The following is a 21,649-nucleotide window of genomic DNA, read 5'->3' as shown; positions in this document are numbered from 1 at the left end:
TCCGACAGCCGACAGCCGACAGCCGACAGCCGACTATTCTCCCTGCCGGTCGTACCATTCCAGGAACTTCTCCTTGTCGAATGGCTCGGGGTTGAGCAGTAGCTTTTGCCTTACCTGTTCTTCGAGCAGTAATGCCATTTTCTTCCGTACATCGGCAAATTCGGGTTTGTGGGCGAGGTTTTCGTATTCCGTAGCGTCGGGTTGGCGCAGGTCGTACAGCTCGTATTCATCGGGATAACCGCCCAGCGCGTCGAAATAATGCGTGTATTTCCAGTCTTTCGTGCGTACGGCGCGAATCCGGTTGGCGGCTTTTACCACGCTGGGCTTATTGGAAGCGCTGGCCTTGGTATCATCGAAGGTAAAAAGGATCGCTTCCTGTACGGGTTTATCCTCCTGAAGTAACGGCAGAAGGCTGGTACCCCTGATTCCCTGTGGCGCCGTAGCACCGGCGATCGCGGCGATTGTAGGCAGGATGTCAATCAGCGACGACAAATGCTCCGTAGATTTGTGGCTGGCGTCTTCGGGGAAAAGTACCGGATTGGAAATGACCATCGGGACCCTCGTCGCCTCTTCGTAAGCTACAAATGCCTTTTGCCGCATGCCTCCATGTGCCATACCCATTTCGCCATGGTCGGCCAGCCGGATGACCAGCGCCTGATCGGCCAGTTTGCTTCCTTCCACTTCCTGGTAAAGCTCCTTGATGAGAAAGCCGATCTCCGTATCAACCACGCGCAGCAGATTTCCGTAAAAGTTAATGTAATTGGTTTGCTTCTCCTGCGTATGGAGTGGGCCCAGGCTTAGTGCGCCCGTAGCTTTCACCTGCGCCTGCGCGGAAGGTTTACCGTTGGTGGCAAGGTCTTCATTTACCGTTGCGGGGAGTTGGATCGGGCCATTCAGGAAATCATTCCCGTATCCATAATTAAAACCCTTGGGATAACAAAGCACATCGTGTGGGTTTACAAGCGAGACCACGAGGCAGTAGGGCTGTTTATCGCCCTTTTGCCTTCTTTCCCGGACGCTCTGAAGGTAGGTAATAGCCTGCTGCACGTATGCTTTGTCGTGGTTGGCAAATCCGCCACCAAAATTCTCGGGGGCAGTGTCCTCGCCCGCGTCGGGTGCGATCCAGCCTCTGAAACCGTACATCGCAATGTCGGAAGCCGCCGGGCTGCCGCCGTCGGAACCTTTGCTGACGTGCCATTTCCCTCGGTATTGCACATCATAACCCTCGTCGAAAAGCATGCGGGCAATGTTGGGCAGGGTATTGTCCAGCTCGATTTCGGCCGGCGAATACCTGCCGCCTTCGGTGAGGGTTTGGGTTACATGATGCTGGGCAGGGTAGAGGCCGGTGAGCAGCGTCGAGCGGCTGGGTGAGCACATGCACGTGTTACAGAATGCCCTATCGAAGCTGAAACCGTTCTTTTTCAGGAATGTGAGCGTTTTAAGATTGTCCTGCTCCCAGTTTTCGGGAAAATGTTGTGTGGCTCTTTCCTGGTCGGTCAGGATGATCAGGATATCCGGTTTGCTGGACAGGTTGCTGAGGCGTTCTTTAAAAGTCATTTTTTGCGGTTGTTGAATGAAAGAAGACACTAAAAGTAGTTGCTCGGAATTGCGAACTAGTTTTAGTTTCTAAGGAGAATTGTAGAAGGAGTTAACCGCTTTGGGTGGAATTTATTAGTTAACGGTATTGGGAGAGATCGCCGACCGCCGACGGCCAACCATAGACGAACCATCTATCGCGATATGTGTTCGGCGGTCGGCAGTCAATTTTTCACTTATAAGCAATCGCAGCGCTGGACGGCCCGGCCAGCGGAATCACTTCGACCCTGCGGAAGCCCGCTTCTCTGGTCCATTTTTCGAAATCGGCGCCGGTGAAATCGAATGCCACCCCGAATTCAATCAGCATATTGAGCGACATCAGCAGACCGAATGCGTTTTTCCGCCGGTCGTCGTCGATCAGCGCTTCGATCGCGATGAAGGCGCCGCCTTCCGGCAAGGCATTGTAGGCCTTCCGGATCAGCATTTTTTTGTTGGCCAGGTCCCAGTCATGCAGGATCATGCCCATCGTGATAATATCCGCCTTGGGGAACTCGTCTTTGAAAAAATCGATGTTGACCGTACTGACCCGCCCGTTCAGGCCCTTAGCGGCAATGTATTCTTTTGCAATCGGCTCGACGGCCGGCAGGTCGGCCGACGTGCACGACATATTCGGATTTTGGCGGGCCACTTCCACCGACAGCACCCCCGCAGCGCCGCCGATATCGCACAGCGTCGTGTAGGGAGAGAAATCAAATTTCCGGGAAAGCGCCATGAAGTTGCCGATCGAAATACCGGACATCGCATCGATGAACTGTTTCAGTCGTTCCGGTTTGGCATAGAGCTCCTCAAATACCGATCTGCCCGTGTGTTTGATCTCGTTCTGCGGTTTACCGGTGAGCAGCGCTTCTTCCAGCGAACCCCAGAACGGGTAAAGGCGATCGTTGGCCATTTCCACGAACCCACCGATATAGGAAGGCTTGTTCCGGTCGAGAAAAAACTCGGTTTCGGGTGCATTGGTATAGCGGGCCGTTTCCAGCAAACCTTCACGGTTCAGGAAGCCCAGGGCTACGAGTGCATCCAGAAAATCGTATACGCCACGATCGTGCAAATTTAACGCTTTCTGAATCTCCTTGCCGGAGAGGGATTTGCCTGAAAGTGTGGTGAAAACACCCAACTTGACGGCGCTCAGCAGCGCTTTGGAAGCGAAGAAAGCCGTGGCGGTCTCCATGATGCGCGACGGGGTAATCTGATGGGTTTCAGGTGCTGTGTTCATGATAGAGCGGGGTTTGATATATCTAATAAAAATATGAAATAAATCAAGGATCGCCCTGCCATAATGCGCTAGATTTTTTCCAGAACCGCGTTGGAGGATGAAATGTCGTCCCCGTTGATAATGGTCATGGTGTTCCCGCTGTATTCCATCCTGAACTTGTTGATTGTCTTGTCTTTGTCGGTAATATACAGCGTGCTGTGATCGGCGCTCAGCGTGAAAGGGGCATTGGTGTAAAAGCCGGCCGTGCCCCAGTCGCAATTGTCCGAAAACTTGAAAGTGCCCTCTGCCTGAAAAATGAATGTGGTGCCTTTCAGGCACGGGGTAGTGATGAAAAGGCCCGCGGTATCATCGAGGTCCGAAACCTTGTCGTTGATCTTCTTGTGTGTGATGTGCGCCTTTAATTTCCAGTTGCCTGCAATGAATGCATTGTCGTTGGGTGTGGGCTGGTCGTCCTTTTTATCGTCGCTCTTGCAACCGACACACAGTATGGCGATGAGGCCAAGCAGGATACAGGCTTTAATGAGGTGTTTTTGAATGAATGTTTCCATGGCTGACTCTGGTTTGGGGTGGATGAGATAACCTATTAAAGTTAGCCACCGGTCAGCCAAATTGTTCTCATAACCAGCTGTTTCTATTATGCGGTAAGCAGGCATTACCTACGCGGGTGTTGAGCCTGACGGCACCGGTAACCGGTAAATAGATAGCTGACCTTGTTGTAGCAGCAAGCCTAATGCGCGCTTGTTCCGCCGCATTTGTGCAAAGCTCATAATCTGAGCGCTGCACAAATGCGGTTTGCGGAGGTATCGCATTTAACTCAGATCAATACCTGCGATAAAATCAGTTGCCTTCAACCCCAGTTTGGCTTGAACCGCGTCGCGGACGGTTGCATAGGTGGTTTCATCCAGCGTACCCACGCGTGAGCAGAATTCCAGCGTCGTTTGGCTGGTGGATGATTTAAAAAACAGAATCTGTTTGATGGTGTCGGAGGAGGTGATCAGGAAGGTACCCAGTTGAAGCGCGACCGTGTCGTTCACCTCCTTGGCAATACCGATCTGGAACGCTCCTTTGGTTGCTGTGTGGGTATTTTTTTCGAATGCGATGAATTTTCCGCTGGTGTCGCTCAGGCCCTTGATGGCATCCAGGGTTTTGGTTACAAGCGGTACGAGCGCCGAGCCGCCCACCGCGCTGGCCACCAGGTCGATGATGGCCTTGTCGACCTCGATGGTGGATCCTTCCGATGTGAAAGGCGTGAAACTCGCAGATTGAAACGCCCAGCCGATGTTGTTCAGCACATTGATGAATGCGTCGTACCAGTCTTTGATCTGGTCTTCCTCCGGGAATTGCTTGTTGGCTGCCAATTGCGCCAGCAGCACGGAATGCAGGACATCCTGCCGCCGTTGGTCCGATACTTCCGATACGAAAGATACCAGACTTTTATCATTCATAAACGACTGCTCAACATTCGATTGTGTCTCGATTTCAGTGCTCGTGAGATCCCGGGAGCGTACTTCACGCTCGCTTTCGGTCATGAACGATTCCCTAGAATTTTGAAGTGCAAGTTCTTTAATGTACTGCTTCGGATCGATGGATTCCATTTTTGTGATAGTGTTAGAAGTTTACGGTATTTCAGCGCTGCGCGTGGATCAGAAAGATAGGATTATTTCTACGAAACCATTGAATAAATCATGAGGAAATTGTTTCATAATGCCTCCCGTTTTTGGTAAATCGTCCCATCTCCGGCGTGCCGAAGACGTTCCCTGCTTTTCGCCAACCTTATTCCTCATTTTCTCATGCGCTACGATACGCTCGCTGCCGACGAGGCGGCATTCAAAAACCGGACTGATTATACGTTTACGCCATTTACGGTGCCCGTAGCGGGAGAAAACCTCTCATTGAAGGGTGTGTTCTGCAAACCCAAAAGCCGTTCGGGATATTTTAACACGCCGGAGCCGCCGCATCCGAAACAACGGATCGTGCTCCATTTCACGGCCGGTAACCTGAGCGGAGGCATTAATACGCTTACGACTCAGAATTTCCGGGTTTCGGTGCCGTTTGTGATTGCCCGCGACGGTACTATTTATCAACTGTTCCCGTCCAAAGACTGGTCGGGGCACATCGGCGCGGGTATCGGCAACGCAGGCACGGGCAATGCGCAGGACAAGGTCACAATCGCCATTGAAATCATCAATTATGGTTACCTGGTGGAACGGGGAGCCAATCTTGAAACGATTTACTCGCGACCGAAAGAAAACCCCGGCCGCATTGACCTGTACTGCCCGCTGACGCAAACCGAGGCCTACCAGAAATTGAACCAGCCTTTCCGCGACCAGCGGTACTATGCCTCCTATACGCAGAAACAATATGAAAGCCTGATTGTCCTGCTGCGGTTTTTGACCAAAAAATACAATATCCCACGCCAGTTTCTCGACGAGTCGGTGCGGTACCAGGGCACACAGGATGTACTTTCGTTTAAGGGCATCGTATCCCATGTCAACTACCGTACGAGCGGGAAATGGGACCTCGGGCCGGCGTTTGACTGGCAACAGGTGATCGCGGGCGTGCAGGCAGCTGCATACCAGCCCGCGAGCGCCACGCGTGAGGCATTTGGGGCAGAAGAAGAGGGGCTTATCACCGATGAAGCGGCGCTTGAAACGCAATGGGCAGAGCCCAGGGGCGTGGAAGTAGCCCCGCCGGAGGATTTTGAATCGCATTTCAACAATGAAGAAAGTACTACGATGAAGCCGAATCTTTATGCATTGGTGGTAGGGATCGACGCCTATGAAGACCAGGTGGTATTAAACCAGAAAGTGGCTTTTCCACAACTGAGAGGCTGTGTGGCCGATGCGACAAAGATCCGGCGGTATCTGGAAAATGACGCGTCGTTCGAGCAGAAGCATATTCAGTTCCTGACCAACCAGCAGGCAACCAAAGTAGAGATCGTGAAGGCCTTCCGGGATCTGGGCAAAGCCGGGAAAGACGATGTGATCGTGTTTTACTACTCGGGACATGGCACGCAGGAAGCGGCGGATACGACCGTTTGGACGAGCGAACAGGATGGGAAACTGGAATGTCTGGTAAGCTATTATGATGAGGACCACGATAACGATTACCTGATATCGGACAAGGAATTGCGGTATCTGCTCGGAACCGTTTCCCAAAGCGGCGCGCACATTACCGTGATTTCGGATTGCTGCCATTCAGGCGATAATACCCGTAACGCGGGCCTGATCAAATCGACCTACGAGAAGGTGATCGAACGTAGGATCCCCTATGTTTTTCCGCAGCGTACCTGGGAGAAATTTATTTTTAATGCTGAACTTTCCCCTGACGATTTCGCAGGCAGGCATATCGACGTGGTGCTGCCGCCGGCCCGGCACGTAAGTCTTTCGGCCTGTGAATCCGACGAATCGGCCGTGGAAGTCAGTGGGGAGGGTGTTTTTACCAAATACCTGCTCAAATCGCTCGAAGCGTCGGGCGGGCAACTTTCGTATTCCGCGTTGCATGGGCGTGTCAGGCAAATGCTTAACAATGCCTTCGAGCAGACGCCCGTCATGTACATTCCCCCCGCATATCACCGCGAGCTTGCATTGAACAATGTATTTAACAAACCGGGCGGGGCTGACAGTATTACTTACGCCGACGTTATACGCGATGGCGCCGGCAACTGGGTGCTGCAACGCGGGGCCGTTCACGGCATCGGGCGTGAAACGCGCGGTATCAGCGTGCGCGATGATGACAAAGTGTATGAAGCCAAAGTACGATCGGTAGGGGCCGACACCACTATACTGGCATTCGATGATGCCACGGAGGCGGAACTGGATACCACCCGGATTTACAAGGGATACGTGGAAGGCTTGATGAGCCAGCAACTGAAAATTCATCTTAATAATGTAGATAATGTTCTGACAGATAGTCTTTTGCTGACTGAAAAGCTTATGTCTGAAATTCCCGCGCAGGCCAGGTTGGAAGCGAAGGAGGCCGATGCCGACTATACGCTGTCGTTCCGGAATGGCCGTGCCGTTTTGACCAAACCTTTTGATACTTTTCGTCCGGTTGTAGAACAGATCGAGCTGGATTCGGAGGCATTTGCATCCGAACTGGTGAAGGACCTCAAACATATTTCCAACTGGCATTTCCTGAAAAATCTGCGGAGCGACGCGGCCGGCACGGCATTGCGCATCGAAGTGAGCGACGGCGACGGGCAACCGATCACATCCGATGATGGTGTGGTCAGGTTGCATTACCGGCAAATCGATGGGGAATGGAAAGGAAGTATCCGGATCAAAATCACGAACATCAGCAACCGCAAATTGTACTGTTGCTGTGTGTTTCTGGATGCGGGATTCGGCGCGTCTTTGGGCCTGCTGGACCCTATTGTTACCCCATTGGACCCCGGTGCTTCCAAAGAGCTCACTTACAATGGGCAGACGACCATCCCGATCTCGCTGGATAATTATGTACAGTTGTATAACTGGCCTGAAAATGCGGAGTACCTGCAATTTATCGTGAGCGCCGAAGACCTGTCTAACATCGAGGAACTGACGCTCGAAAGCCTGCCATCTCCATTTACAGTGGGCAAAAAGGGTTCTGCCCGCGGTATCGGCGCAAGCGCGAGGGAAACTGACAAAAATTTAGCGGCAAGCTGGTGGACGCAGCTGCTGACCCTGGAATACGTCAATCCGGAATACAATATTATTGCGGAAAGCGAGCTTGCCGGGATGCTGGAAGACGAAAACCTCGCCGAATATGCGTTGGGGAATTATTTCGAAGTAAAAACCCGGCCGGACTTGCAGCCCGAATATCAACTGAAACCCGATGTGCGGCTGCGTAAAAGCGATGCGCATCTGGATGAAAAGGGTTTTATCCGCGACGGTCTGCTGGACGTGGCCAATAAAACGGCGCGACTGATACGCAATTCCAAATACCGCATCATGCGTCTGAGATTTCCGCGGGCGCCCAAAATTGTATCCGAAGGAGATTCCTGGTTTCAACACCCATTGGTGGTCGACACGATCGATCACCTGTCGAAAGTCTATCCGATCTTTTGCGTGGCGGCGGCGGGCGATACGCTGGCGAACTATGACCGGGAAGGCGAATGGCTGGAAGCGGTAGAGGACAAATCTCCCCGGTTCTTTTTGATCAGCGGCGGTGGAAACGACGTGCTCGGAGAGCAGTTTCGCAGCCATATCAAACCCGGGCCCCATGCAACGGGACTTCCCCCGCAGGATTATCTCGAAGCATCGCTGCTTGCCGAGCTGGACAATTTGCAGGTGATCTACCGGAAAATGTTCAACGAGCTGTTTGCATTGCGTCCGGATATTCACGCGCTTTGCCATGGGTACGACTACATTACCCCATTAGACAAAACCGACAAAGGATGGCTGGGGCGCTACATGATCGAAAAAGGTATGACCAGCCAGACCGACCGCAAAGGAGTGATCAGCTACATCCTCAACGAGTTCAACGATCGCCTGCGCGCGGTAGCGTCCGAGTTCCCGAATGTGCATTACATCAACGCACGCGGGCTTGTGGCCGACGACCAGTGGTACGACGAAATCCATCCCAACAAACATGGTTTTCAGGCGGTGGCCGGAAGCTTTTTGAATGTGATCGATGGATTGGTGGACAACTAACCGGCCGACTTCGCACGCTGCCATGCCGCCTCGTCGTCGTCGCTGAAAATGGCGCCGTAACTTTTCAGGTTTTTCCTGACGGCCTCGGAGAAATTCGAGGCCGGATCGATGTTCCGGAAATCACAACCTTGTACGAGCAGGCCCGAGATGTTCACGAACGAAAGTACGGGCTTCGCGGCCGGGTCCCTAACCGTGATCTCGGCTTGCCTGCATTTGATAGTGAATGGCTTAACGGCCGCCGATACGAGCAGCTGCATGTCGGATTGCAGCTGCTTTTTTTTCGCTTCATCGTCCACGATTTCCTGGCAATCGCCCGTATCTACCGACCAGATCCGGAAGTTATGTCCGAAATCCCGCGAGAAAATTTGTGAGCCGTCGGCATTGTAAACCGCATCCTCGACACCCAGCGAATGGCCCTTGTAAATACGGATACATTCCCCGTTTGCGACAAGCCATTCCCGGATCGTGAGATCGTCGGATGTCGAGATTATTTTCGTCCCGTCGGGGCTATACCGGGCGCGGTGAAGCCATTTTTCATGCCCGCGGAATACTTGTAATGCAATCCCCGACGTGATGTCTATTTCGCTGAGAGTACGGTCGTAGTTGACTGTGAGCAACTTTTTGGAATCCGGGCTGATAATACATTTGTTCACCACCCAGTCGGATTGCCCGCTGATGGAGAAGAGTTGTGTGCCGGTTTCCAGGCTCCATTCGCGGATCGATTTGTCGTCGGAGGCTGAAATGGCCCGTGGCTTATCCGGAGAAAAGCTGGCAAAATTGACCTTATCCGTGTGTCCCAGGTAGGTGCGGCTTTCCAGGCCAGTCTTAACCGACCATTCCCGCAAGGTTTTGTCTTTCGAGGCAGAGAGGATTCTTTCGCCGTCGGCGCTGTAAACCGCGTGATAAACCTGGTCGGAGTGCCCTTTGAAAACCCGGGGCGGAACTTCGCTCTCGGCAGGCCATTCGATGATCGAGCGGTCGTCGGAGGCGGATAGTACGTGCATTTCGTCGGGACTGTAACACACACTGTTGACCTTTTCGGTGTGCCTGTTCAGCACCCTGAGGCATTCTCCCGTTTGGCCGGACCATTCCCGGACAGTCGTATCTGCTGAGGCCGACAAGATTTTATCCCCTTTCGGATTGTAACACACCGCCGATACATTCCTGGTGTGGCCGGTATAGGTCGTCGTGCATTCGCGGGTCGCGATGCTCCATTCCCTGATCAGCTTGTCATCGGCGCAAGTCAGAATTTTGGTCCCGTCCGGCGAGTATAGCGCATTATTGACCTTCGAATGCAAATGTTCGTAGCTGGCGAGTTCCGTTCCATTGCTTACCGACCATTCTTTGACGAATGTATCGAAGGATGCGGATACCACCTTCTGGCCGTCGGCACTGTATCTGGCCGACATTACCTTGTCGGTATGCCCGGAAAATGTTTGTAAATGCTTGCCTGTGTCCGTAAGCCATTCTTTAATGGTACCGTCGTCCGACGCTGTGAGCAGCTTTTTACCGTCGGCACTGTAATGCACCTGGTTGATCTGGCCGTAATGCCCTTTGAAGAGGAAGCCGTCGCCATCGAGGATACTGTCTTCAAACCGCGCCGGGAGGTAAGCGTTGCCCTGGTGGCGGGTTAGCGGGAGGCCATTAAACTGGATTTGGCGTAAGTCGAGGCGGGTCAGGTCGGCGCCGGCGAGGCTCTGACGCAAATCGAGCCAGATCGTCATCACATTCCGGATCACGAATGCACGCTCCGCATCGCCGGCGGTGATTCCCGAATTAGCCCGGCATAAATCCATCAGGCGCGACAATAGATTCTCCTTTTCTATCAGTTCGAGGCGACCTTTGGCTGCATTCCAGGCCGGTACCGCATGATGCTCTCCTTCTATTTCCCCCAGCAAACGCCGCAAATACACGGGAATATAGTTTCTGAAAAACACATCCGGCAACACGCGCCGCGCTATGGCGATCTCCGTCATATTGCGTATATGGCATACCGCGAAAAAATCCCTGAAATTCTGGTGTAAAAACCGGAGATCGTCACCTTCCATGACCAGCACGCGAAGCCGCTCGACCAGGAACTGCTTTACTTTTCCCGACCGCTGCTCTTTTTCGTCCAGCCCGGTGAGCACTCCCAGGCCCAGTTCCCTGCGTTTGCCTTCGAATTCGGGGTATAATTCGGTCAGTTCCTCCGTGTCGAGCTCGGCGAATGCCTCGTCCAGCAATGTTTTGAAATTGAAAGCAGGATCGGTGAGTTTGCGGATGGTAATGGCATATTTGCCCTTGTCTTCCATTCGGTATGCTATGTAAGGGACAAGCACACGGAGCAGAAAGTTTTGGTAGCGGATATCGGCTTCTTCGTTGACGTCCGTGAGCTGGGCGAGCTGGGCCTCGTTGAAATTCCAAAGCAGCTCGCCGTAGGTAGTCACTTTTTTGAAATGGAAGCGGTCGTCGTCCTTGAACCTCAAAGCGATATTGTTGGCCCCCGAATACAGCGTGAGCATCATCGGGTTTGCGAACAGCCCCAGCAAATCTTTGTTTGCCGGTATTTCCTGACCTTTTTCTTTCAGGTATGCGATAACGGTTTCCTGTGCAAGGGGCAGGATTTGCATCACTGCGGCGCTTTCGCTGGCCAGGTCCAATTTTTCAATCTGCTTGTTCCTGGACGAGATGATCATTTGGGTGCCGCCGGCCCTGGCGGCGAGATCGTTCACCGTGGCCATCAACCGCCCTTTTGGAACGGTCACTTCGTTGAGGCCGTCCAGCAGCAGGATCATCGACGGCTTTCCTTCCTGCGGTGTTTCAAACAGCTTCCAAAGGGCATTAGCAGTTTCCGGCAGCGGCTCCGGTATGTTGAGGAGGTTTTTGCATATATATCTGACCACGAAATCGTTGCGTTCGGCTTCGGAAGCCGAGTTGTATTCGTTCAGCGGAATGAATACGGGAACGGGGCCGTTTTCTTCAAAAAGGAGGTCCCGCCAGAGCAACAGCAGTGACACCGTTTTACCCATTCCGCCATCGCCTATGAGCAACGCCTGCGACTTCCTGTTTTGCCATAATGCACCCACCGCCAGTTCAAGCGAGGCAACCTGCGTGTCGGTTTTGACCTGTACATCGAGGTATTTACCCATGTTGATCTCCGAAACCAGGATGCTCTCGATATTCAGGTATTTGTAGCGCCCTTTTTGAAGCCGTTCGAACTGCGCTTTGGAGCCTGCGCGCAACGTATTTTGCAGGTTCGCGTTGTCGAATGGCGTGGCCGGTTGCGCTGCTTGTGCGGTGCGGTGGAAGAAAAACTCGCCCAGCTTGTATTTCTGGTTGACGAGGCTTTTGCAAAGGGGCTCTATCTCAAATCCATTGTCGCGTACCTGCTTCGTGATTTGTGCTCCCAACCAGTTGATAGACACACTGTCGTCCGCATTGTTATGGAGAATATCGATCAGCGCATCTGCAAACGGGCTTTTGTCGGGGACCACTCCATTGCGCCCGGCCGTAAGTACCCACCTCGACGGAACTTCTTCGGCTTCTGCCGACTGGCTTTGCTGTGCCACATCGATTTCCATCGTCGCAAAAGCCTCCGAGAAGCAAGCGTCGACGATCAGGACAATGTGGTGGGCTTTGATATTGGAAAGTATTCGGATGACCTCGCTGACTGAAATCAGCTTTTTCAAATCGCTCGGTCTTTCGGAAAGTACCGGTGCGTCGGAGGGTACCCAATACCCTTCTTTGTTCTTATCGAAATGGCCGTGGCCCGAGAAATAGATGATCAGGTTTTCGTCCGGCCTGATACGAAGTTCGCCGTTTTCGTCCTTGTCGGCCAGGTAACAGATCTCATCGAACACGATATCGGTTTTGGCATGCTCGTCGAAGAGCGGCTGGATCACGAAGTTTTCGTCGGAAAAGCCGTAAAAATCTTTGAGTACGGCAAAGAAGCGCTGGCAGTCGGACACCGGGTACTGCAGCGGCGTCCAGTTGTCGTACTTGTCGATCGCGACGAAAAACAGCCGGTTCCGTCTTGTTTTATGCTGTCGAGGGGTAATTGTCCCGATGCCCATGTTGGTAATATCGCTTACTAGACTTTCAATTTCGGTATTTTTCCGGGGTGTTGGCGGCGGCTGTCGAAGAAATTATTTACCGGGCCGAATCGGGGCCGCGGCATTTCTCAGGCACTATTTTCCCGTTCAATAATAAAGCATACCGGGTGTTGATTTTAATTCATGGGCAAGGTAATTTCAAGCAATACGAGCCAGCGCCGCTGATTAGGAGGCTTATTCTTGCAAGACATCCGTTCTTCCCAACCCAACCTTTTATCATATGAAAATCTTCGCATTGCTGATTGGCATTAATGAGTATAGTCCCACCTCGAACCCGCCGATCAGATCGCTGAACGGTTGTGTGAACGATGTCTCCGATTTCAGGAAACTTTTGAAGGAAAATTATACGGACCTTATTCCCGACGACCGGCAGATCCTCGTGCTTGCGGATGCGAATGCGTCGCGAGCGAAGGTGATTAGCGGCTTTCGCGAACATCTCACGCAGGCAGGGCCGGAGGATACTGCGGTGATTTATTATTCCGGGCACGGATCGACGGGCATTACCGCCCACGAATTCCAGGCCGGAACCTCCGACAGTCAGGAACAGACCTGGGTTTTGCATGACAGCCGCGAACCCGGGAAATATGACCTGGCCGACAAGGAAATCGCGCTTTTGCTGGAAGAAGTGAGTGCCCGTGGCCCCCGGATCGTCGTGATCGCGGATTCCTGCCATTCCGGATCGGTCACCAGGGAGCTTGAAACGTTTCTGCAAATGCAGCCGCGGTTTGAAAAAGGTACTTCCGACATCCGGCCACTGGAAACTTACCTGGATGGCGCCTATGTACAAAGGGGCAATGTCAATATACCTTCATCGGACCATTTGCTGTTGGCCGCGTGCGACCGAGTCGAACGTGCGTGGGAGAACAACGGGCACGGACAATTTACACAGTCTTTGATTACCGTATTGGGCAAAAGCGGCGGGCAAGTTACCTACGCAGACCTGTTCGTTCAGGTGCGGGCATTCATCCGGAATGCCTTGAAAAACCAGACACCGCAGATGGAATCGGTGGGTGTTTTCAATGTAAGCCAGGGTTTTTTAGGGCGAAATGTCGAAGGCGGGCGCCTGACGCGCTACCGCGTATATATGAAGGCGGGCAAGTGGACGATCGACCTGGGCGCGGGGATGGGGATCGAACAGCGCGTGGGCGAGCCTGTCAAAATCAGGCTGTTTGACGCCGTAGCGGAGGGGCAGCTTGTGGGTACCGTTGTGCTGGATGTCATGAATGTGACGGAAAGTACCTTGCAGATCGATGGATTACCGCTGGATGCGAACAACGTTTATTGGGGAGAGCCCGAATCGCTCCGCCTGCAACCGTTTTTCGTTTATGGTGACAGCTCGGTGGCGCAAGTCATGCAGGAAACGCTGGCCGGAGCCGCGGAATCGGGGATAGTTTTGACCGACGTTCCCGCCGCCGCTTTGTTTGAGCTGAAAATAGAAAACGGCAACGTGGCAGTCAGCCACTCGGGAAGCGACGCGATGATCCAAACTGTGGTCGGAACCGATAAATTTTCGGCAAACCATGCCCTGAACCTCTTGCAAACGCTCGCCCGTTGGCAACGCCTGCTCGATTTGCAGAACGTGCAATCGGCCATTCCACCCGGGCAAGTCACATTCAATGTGGAAGTCGCGCAGGGGGGAACTACCGACGTGTTTTCAGACACGCTGATCACGCTCGATCACGATGGGGAGGATATTCCTTTCAAAGTCAATTTTAGTAACGGTACGGCCCGAACGTTGTATGTATGCCTGCTCTACCTCTCGCCGGATTACGGCGTGACGGTCATTTTCAACGATTCGCAGCCTGTGCCTCCGGGCACTTCCGTCGTGCTCACGAGCGACGTCTTTACCCTCAACAGCGAGGAAGAGATAGACACGCTGAAACTGATTGTTTCGACGGAAACCATTGATAGCAGCCTGTTTGTGCAGGAACCGTTGCAAATAGGGGCGATTGTCACACCGACAGGCAGCCGGGGACTGGGGCAATCGAAAGCGATCGGCGGTGGGAAGTCCGACTGGCTCACGAAAGCGGTCAGTATCCGGTTGGTCAAAAAGGCCGAGCAGGAACTTGGTGCGGAGCCGGTGACCATCGGCAGAGGCATCACGGTTCGGCAACACGATTCGTTTCGCGGAAAACTCGGCTGGGCGCCGCTGGTTTCCAGGACCAGGAGTGTCGATAAACCCGTCATCAGTGAAGCTTATGCAGATGGCAATCCGTGGTTCGAAATCGTGAATTTCGACGAAGGTACCAGGGGAGAGGACCGCAGTATTGCGGAGGTGGTCGAAATCAGCAATACGGCTGTGCTTAAAGAGAATCCACTGATTATCGATATTCGGCCTGAGAAAGAAGACGAGCTGGTGTTGCCGTTCTTTTTCGACGGCGAAGACTTTTTGCCGATGGGCGTACTGGCGATCACAGAACCCGGGGTAATGCAAGTCAGTGTGAATACCATTCCCGAAGAAGCGGCAGAGAAGACGCGAAGCCTGGGAGGGGCCTTTAGAATGGTTTTCCTGAAATTCGCGGGCAAACTGGGTATTCAGACAGACCCGAACCGATTGCGGTGGGTGGATTATGCCAACAATGCTACCCGGGAAAGTGAGGGGCTGGAAGGAAAAGTTACACAGGCAAAATCGGTGTTACTGCTGGTACACGGAATTATCGGCGATACCGAAGATATGGCCAAGACGTTTAAAATGGCCATCGATGGCGGTTACGACCTGGTGATGACCTATGATTATGAGAATCTCAATACCCCGATCGAGGAAATCGCGGCAATCCTGAAAAATAAGCTGTCAGCCCTCGGGTTCCATGAAAACGATGAAAAGGAACTGGTACTGGTCGCGCATTCCATGGGCGGACTGGTGTCGCGCTATATGATCGAGGAACTGGGCGGCGACAAATTCGTCGACAAGCTGATTATGGCAGGTACGCCGAATGGCGGTAGCAAGTTTGGGGAGATACCCGGTTATGTCAGCTGGGCATCGGTGGCCCTGGCATTGGGCACCAAGTTGTTTCCTCCGCAGGTGGGCGCAGTCACAGGCTTTTTGTCGTCGGTACTGAAAGTGGGGAACAAGCAGGTACTGCATACATTGGCTCAAATGGACAGCGGCAGCGATTTTATCCAGAAATTAACCCAAAAAAATACGGCGCCGATTCCCTATTTCATCGTCGGCGGCGACCTGGATGCTTATCTGCGTGCCAGCGACGGGCTGCCTTTGATGGAAAAGGTGGTCACGCAAATTGGCACCTGGGTGTACAAGAATACCGTCAACGATATTGCCGTGAGCACGGACAGCATCTTCCAGGCGAAGACCGCCGCCGTGCCGCAAAAGGTGTCGTGCCACCACCTCAACTATTTCGTGATCGACGAGTCGGTCAATGCGCTGGCTAAGCTGTTATAGTCGGAATAGGGTATTTCAATGCGGGTGAGCATACCGATGATCGACGCTACATCGTCCCGGAGCGAATCCGGGATCATGTTCTTGCTGTCAAATGATTGCAGGTCGGCGATCATTACATCACGGTTATAGACGGGCGCATCGATATAGCTGCAATTTCTTTCACCGAAATTTTTGCTGGCTGCGTACTGCCGGTAGTACCGCCTGGCCTCCGCCACATTGCCCGAAAGTAGATAGGCGTGCGCCAGGTTTACGTAAATGTAATGGAGGTGAGATTTGGGCAAAATAGCCACGGCCGTGCCTTTTTTTGCATACTCGATCGACTTTTTAAAGTCTCCGTCGAAGAGCCGGTACCATGACGCATTGTTGTAAACGATCGACAGGTCGTGATTCAGGCACGGGTCATTCGGAAGCCTTTCATGCATGTCTTCCAGGAACAGAATGTGGTCGGCATTCGCGTAGCGTCTGGACTGCGTGCGCACGAATGTGAAAAGGGCGTTCCGCTCGTCCTCCCGCATATTCCGGATCTTGATTTCGAGCTCCACGCGCGCATCCCAGAATATTTCGTTCAGGCGCCGGTTACCGTCGGCACTTATTTTTCTGGATAATGCCATCCAGAGGCCGTAGTTGTCCTGCCCCTCCACTTGCCGGATCAATGCGCTCAATACGCCTTTCAGGTTAACAAGCGACCCCGAGTTTTCTGAGGAAAAGAAATGACTGGACAGCCGGTCGATCGATGTGAGGTATTCATTTTCCAGGTACGTCCACAAATCACCCTTGGCACCGACGCTCGAATTCCTTTTCAGGTATTCAAGGTCTTCGGCATCCAATGGCAGCAGGAAGCGTACTTTGGTTTCGGGTAGCAGGCGCGTGCTCGGTTCGATTTTTTTGTTGCCGGTCCAGAATAGCCGCGTGATACCCATTCGCGTATCGGAGATCGCAATCACGGAGTCGTGCGGGAAGCGCCTCAGCGAGTTGTAGTTATATTCGTTATCGATATCGTAGAGCGATTGCGTGCTGTCGCTCAAAATTCCTTCCGATGTGAGTCTGAACGATTCCCCGATGCGTGTGGTGTCGATGACCCTTTTCATGAGCAGCATCTTCCCGCTGTCGTATGAGATTCTCACCAGCGTTGTGTCGTGGCTGTTGACTACCACGTTGATGCCGTGGTTGTAGCGGTCCCTGGTCCACCGGCGTTTAACCAGGTTGTACCGGTTTTCCAGCGTGCCTAAACGCTCGTTATACAAACTTACAGTGTTAGGCCCGGCAATAATCAGCAGTTTCTTGTCCTTGCCCACGTGGGCAAAAGCCATGTCCGTGATCGGCTCTACATTAAATATGGAAGCGAAATAGAGGTTTTCATGCTCGGGATACCGCTTGATTTCATTAAACATGCCATCGCCGAAAAACCCGGCGAGCATACTGTTCTCTTCATATTGTTTGTAAAGAATGTATTGCTGAGTCTTCGACCGGGCCAGGTTAATGAGCAGCCGGTAGCGCGTGCTGGTTTCTGAGCTCCATACTGCCAGGAAGGTCAGTATGGTCAACAGAAACAGGGCGCCAGCGCCGTAGCTAAGCCCGTATAGGGTCTTGAGCCGGCGTTTGCTGTCTGTCACGAATTTCCACTCTTCGGCCGTGGGCTGCTTGCTTAGCGCCACATTTTCTTTAATATCCTTGGTGGAGCGCCTGATATCCCGCAAATCGTTGCGGTCGAGATACGATCTAAGGAACCATATCTTGTTGGATTGCTCGTATTTCAGGTAAGCATTTTTAATGGTCTTGATCGTCCGGGCGATGTGTGAATTTTCCAGACTGAACTTGTCATGAATGATTTTGGCCAAACTGTCGTGCGCAATTTCATAAATGCTGTCCGTTCCGTTGCCGCCGTATTTGTCGAGCCTGAGAATGTTGCGGGTAGCCAATGATTTGACAATCGCCGTGGCAATGTCCAGTGGAGCGGCCTGCGAAATGATGTCCTCGATCTTTTGCGGGCGCTTGGTGCCTTCGTCGGTCACAAAGCAGTAAAGCACGTCCCTGATCGTATTGTAATTGACCGATCCATGCACCGCGGAAACTTCTGAAATCGTGCTCTCTATCCTTTCTTCAAGGAACTGTTTGAGGACATTTTGGATATTGCCGACTTCGGCCAGTAAACTTGTTTTAAAGATTTTAGGCGGGCCGGGTGCTTTGTGCCAAAGCCGGTCGAGGTAAATTTGGAGATGCGGTAGTTCGATGAGGTTATCTTCGATTTTGAGATTCCGTACGATCGCATCAATAGTGGCCTCGTCGGTTTCTATATCGAAATGCTCGCAGGATTTCCGGATAACATTCTTGATATCGTTGTCGGTCATCCGTTCGATGAGCACCCGTTTATCGAATATCTCCGGCACAATGCTCTCGTACTTCTGCAATTGCGCAATGTAGCGCTCGCGCATAATGAAAATCACCTTGCACGGGATGTCTTTCGCATCGAGTATCCGCCTGAGTTCGTTGAAAAAAGTCTCCTGCTCCTCGGTACTCCCTAAAATGAATATTTCCTCGAACTGGTCGAAGATCAGGTACACGGGTTTGAAAAAATCGAGGTAAAGCGATCGCAGGCAGTCGAGAATGTCGGAGTCAAGCGGGAAATCCTGCTTGTTTTTGAGGTTGATTTCCTTGCGCAGCGAGACATTGATGTCGTCGTAACGCCGCACGAATATTTCCAGCCAGTCGGTTTTCTCGAAGCAATTGGCAAGCCCGCATTTGATGATACTGGATTTTCCGGTTCCCAACGGGCCGTTTACCAGTACGATGTTCGATTCGTGTATGTAGTTATATATGATCCGGATTTCATCCTCTCTTTCGAAAAATGCGTTGCGTTCGCTTTTTTCGAATGAATCGAGCAGCTTGAATGGTGATTGGGCCATGATCTGTCAGGATTGGAAATAGGAAATGAAACCTTCTACACTCAGAAGAATGTCCGGACCGATCGTTTCCAGCTCCTCCTGCGATATTTTCAAATCGGTTTTCGTCCTTAAAAAATTGGGCAATGCCGGGATTTGCAGACGGTCTTTCTTTTCATTGATATTCTTGATGAAATTATAAGTGCAGGTAGTGGCAGTAGTGTTTTTATCATAATTATAGAAGAAGTAGATCTTGGAAAGCTTCTCGCTGATCAATGCATTCATGTCGATCACGAAAGGGTACAGGTTGAATGCGGAGAGCTTCTTGTTCTCGATTTTGTAGATAACGACCGAATTGGAATCTGTGAAGTTTTCGAAATCTTCCATTTTGTCGGTAAACCCGACGAGCACATAATCCAGCTTCACCATCTTGTGCTGATACACGGCCGGCTGGTTCTTCTTTTTATTAATGTAAATATTCTTGATCGTCGCAAACTTGTACCGCGCGCAGAAGCCCAGCTCCTTGAACATAATGCAAAGGCTGGCTTCCGCTTTCTCGCAATCTTCCCGGCATTCCCGGTCGTCGAGCTCTTCCATGATGCTCAGGTCCCGGTATTTACTTTTAATGCGTGTAATGTTCAGATACCCTCCAAAGAACTCACTGTCGCGCTCGTCCATCAGGTCGGCCAGGTGCGACATTTCGCTCACGAACAGCGGTACGTCGTGGGCTTTCAGCTTGTCATGGATAAGCCTCACAAGCGGAATCACGTCGTAGGCCTGCCTGTCCTGATGGTTCAGCAGGAAGAAAGCGCCGATCTGTTCTTTCAGCTTATCTTCGAGAACGGGTACCTTTCCCTGCACCAGTGCTTCCCAGAGTTGGGAAAACATGATGAACAACAGCAAATCGGCCATTACCGAGTAAGTGTTGATTAAAAACCGCAGGCGTTCGCTGGCCAGGGGCTCGTCCTCGGTGACCAGCAATTTTCGCACCTGTTCGGCAATGGGCGAGGGCAGGCTGTTGATAATCGCGTTTTTGACCTCCCTGACGTCGAATCTCCTGGGATCCCATTGTTCACCATATTTCTTTTCAAGATCTTCGAACATCGGGAGTTCGTCGCTGAACGTCATCAGGACGTTATAAAGTGAGGCCAGAATGGCGTCCTCGGAAGTGTTGAAATTCGAGTCGATCTGGCTTTTGATATGCAGCTCGTAAAAGCTCTTTTCCGATAACCGGTGGCTGGCGGCGTCGGGGTGGTTTTTATGAAGGTAAAGTCCCCACACCGGACCTGCATTAGGTGCTTTGATTGTTCGGGCGATGCCGCGGTCCTGATGTTCTTCGGTATTTAAAGTCGCATTGTTTTTGGCGGTAACCACCTCCGTTGCCAGTTTGAAAGCCTCGTCGATAGCGTGTCCGCTGGCCAGCTTCTGGTAAAAATCTTCGGCAAAACGGGTGGCGGTATCGTCGCCGATGTCGACACTTGTCGCGATGACCGCGCGAACGCCCGCGTCGAGCAACTGGTGTACCTGTTCCTGGGTGGAGCAGCCGTTCAGAAAGACAAGTTGTAAATTCTTCTGCAAGCGGATCGATTGGAGCAACCCTGCTCCGTATACGGTGGCATCTTCCATGAGCAGCTGGCTGCCACTCGCATGTCCGGCGTAATGGATGATCTCTACCTGCGGCTGGTACAAAAGCAGGCGGTCCCGCAGTTTTTTGATCGTCCGCGGGTCGGTATCCAGTAGCAGATGCCCCTTTCCCTGCCGCTCACGCAACGCATCCGAAATGGCTTCTTTTTCCTTTTCGAGTTGTGACAGGTATGCGTCGCCGGAGTTCGAAAACGCACAGAGGATGACGGGAGGTCGCATTGATCGGGAAGGATTTAGGCGTGTCGGCAACAAAATGATAAGGTATGCAAGAATACCAAAGTAGTTCTACTTTTTCCGGGAAATGTTATTAAGCGGTTTTACGCTCATATCGGTTCCTGTTTATTACAAATTTACCGAATTAGTTGAATAACCCGACGGCATTCGGGAACAACCGCAACAGAGAAATGAAGGGTGTATTTTAGGCAATTGAACCGGCAATAAATTATCTTACCTTTTTTTGAAAACGTATACCCGACATTTATGCGAGTCACGACATTGATTAACCGAATGGATGCCCATCACAAGCTTGGCATTGCCCTTATTTTGGGTTCGCTGGCGGTCGTAACGACTGCTTCCCTGGTAGAAAAGCCTGTCAACTGGATGATCGGGTGGCTCGTATACAGTACGGTACATCTGGGCCTGGCCTGGGTGACAATTCTCAGTTCGCATCCTTTGGAGGTCAGGCGGGAAGTAAACGGCCAGGATTCGAGCCGGGTCGTGATTTCCCTGTTTGTTATTGTAGCTTCGTTTGTGAGCCTGTTCGCCATTTTGTTCTTGCTGCGTGCGGCGGGGAAAACGGCGTCGTGGTCGGAGCTTACCATTCATTTTATCCTATCGTTTTCCTGCATTGTTTGTTCCTGGATCCTGGTTCATACCATATTCACGCTGCGGTATGCCCATCTTTACTATCGCACCACGGAAGGCGGGCGCGACGGGCGGAACCAGCAGCAACGGGGGCTGGACTTCCCCAATGAAACGGAGCCCGATTACCTTGATTTTACCTATTTCTCGTTTGTCATAGGGATGACTTTTCAGGTTTCGGACGTAACGATTTCTTCCCGGCAAATCAGAAGGCTGGCGCTTGTCCATGCGCTGTTGTCGTTTGTTTTTAATACGCTTCTTGTTGCCCTTACCATCAACGTCGTGTCCGGGCTGATTCAAAACAGGGCATGAACGCGAAGTGGCACGACAGG

At 52.1% G+C, this 21,649-nt stretch carries 10 protein-coding genes; 3 read left to right on the top strand and 7 right to left on the bottom strand.

Translation table 11 applies throughout. The features are described from left to right. Positions 1-33: 33 nt before the first annotated feature. From J7619_RS30455 to J7619_RS30440, 4 genes are all read right to left on the bottom strand, one after another. On the bottom strand, positions 34-1,557 hold the full coding sequence (locus tag J7619_RS30455; RefSeq protein ID WP_291208162.1) for a sulfatase-like hydrolase/transferase: 1,524 nt from the start codon (positions 1,555-1,557) through the stop codon (positions 34-36). A gap of 211 nt (positions 1,558-1,768) precedes the next feature. After that, the gene (locus J7619_RS30450; protein WP_291208160.1) at positions 1,769-2,809 is read right to left on the bottom strand and encodes a methyltransferase; all 1,041 of its coding nucleotides are present in this window, start codon (positions 2,807-2,809) and stop codon (positions 1,769-1,771) included. Positions 2,810-2,877: 68 nt separating this feature from the next. Then, entirely contained in the window at positions 2,878-3,357 is a 480-nt protein-coding gene (locus J7619_RS30445) for a lipocalin family protein (RefSeq protein WP_291208158.1), read from the bottom strand. Between the two features lie 261 nt (positions 3,358-3,618). Next, entirely contained in the window at positions 3,619-4,404 is a 786-nt protein-coding gene (locus J7619_RS30440; protein WP_291208156.1) for a hypothetical protein, read from the bottom strand. Positions 4,405-4,599: 195 nt separating this feature from the next. Between J7619_RS30440 and J7619_RS30435 the strand changes: the two genes are divergently transcribed. Continuing rightward, positions 4,600-8,442, top strand: coding sequence for a caspase family protein (locus J7619_RS30435; RefSeq protein ID WP_291208154.1), 3,843 nt, complete (start codon positions 4,600-4,602; stop codon positions 8,440-8,442). Here the strand turns inward: J7619_RS30435 and J7619_RS30430 are convergent. Beyond that, positions 8,439-12,494, bottom strand: a complete 4,056-nt coding sequence (locus tag J7619_RS30430; protein WP_291208152.1) for a WD40 repeat domain-containing protein — start codon at positions 12,492-12,494, stop codon at positions 8,439-8,441. The genes J7619_RS30435 and J7619_RS30430 overlap by 4 nt on opposite strands. A 259-nt stretch (positions 12,495-12,753) precedes the next feature. Between J7619_RS30430 and J7619_RS30425 the strand changes: the two genes are divergently transcribed. After that, complete coding sequence (locus tag J7619_RS30425) at positions 12,754-15,933, top strand: caspase family protein (RefSeq protein WP_291208150.1); 3,180 nt, start codon at positions 12,754-12,756, stop codon at positions 15,931-15,933. Here J7619_RS30425 and J7619_RS30420 read toward each other — a convergent pair. Together J7619_RS30420 and J7619_RS30415 are read right to left on the bottom strand one after the other, a co-directional pair. Continuing rightward, the gene (locus J7619_RS30420) at positions 15,885-18,836 is read right to left on the bottom strand and encodes an ATP-binding protein (protein ID WP_291208148.1); all 2,952 of its coding nucleotides are present in this window, start codon (positions 18,834-18,836) and stop codon (positions 15,885-15,887) included. The genes J7619_RS30425 and J7619_RS30420 overlap by 49 nt on opposite strands. A gap of 6 nt (positions 18,837-18,842) precedes the next feature. Continuing rightward, positions 18,843-20,675: a CHAT domain-containing protein gene (locus J7619_RS30415; protein WP_291208146.1), complete on the bottom strand. Its 1,833-nt coding sequence runs from the start codon at positions 20,673-20,675 to the stop codon at positions 18,843-18,845. A 261-nt stretch (positions 20,676-20,936) separates the two neighbouring features. Between J7619_RS30415 and J7619_RS30410 the strand changes: the two genes are divergently transcribed. Beyond that, positions 20,937-21,629, top strand: coding sequence for a DUF1345 domain-containing protein (locus J7619_RS30410; protein WP_291208144.1), 693 nt, complete (start codon positions 20,937-20,939; stop codon positions 21,627-21,629). Positions 21,630-21,649 lie beyond the last annotated feature (20 nt).

It is taken from the genome of Dyadobacter sp. (genome assembly GCF_017744695.1).
Taxonomy (GTDB): domain Bacteria; phylum Bacteroidota; class Bacteroidia; order Cytophagales; family Spirosomataceae; genus Dyadobacter.
This window is presented reverse-complemented; position numbering and strand designations above follow the sequence as displayed.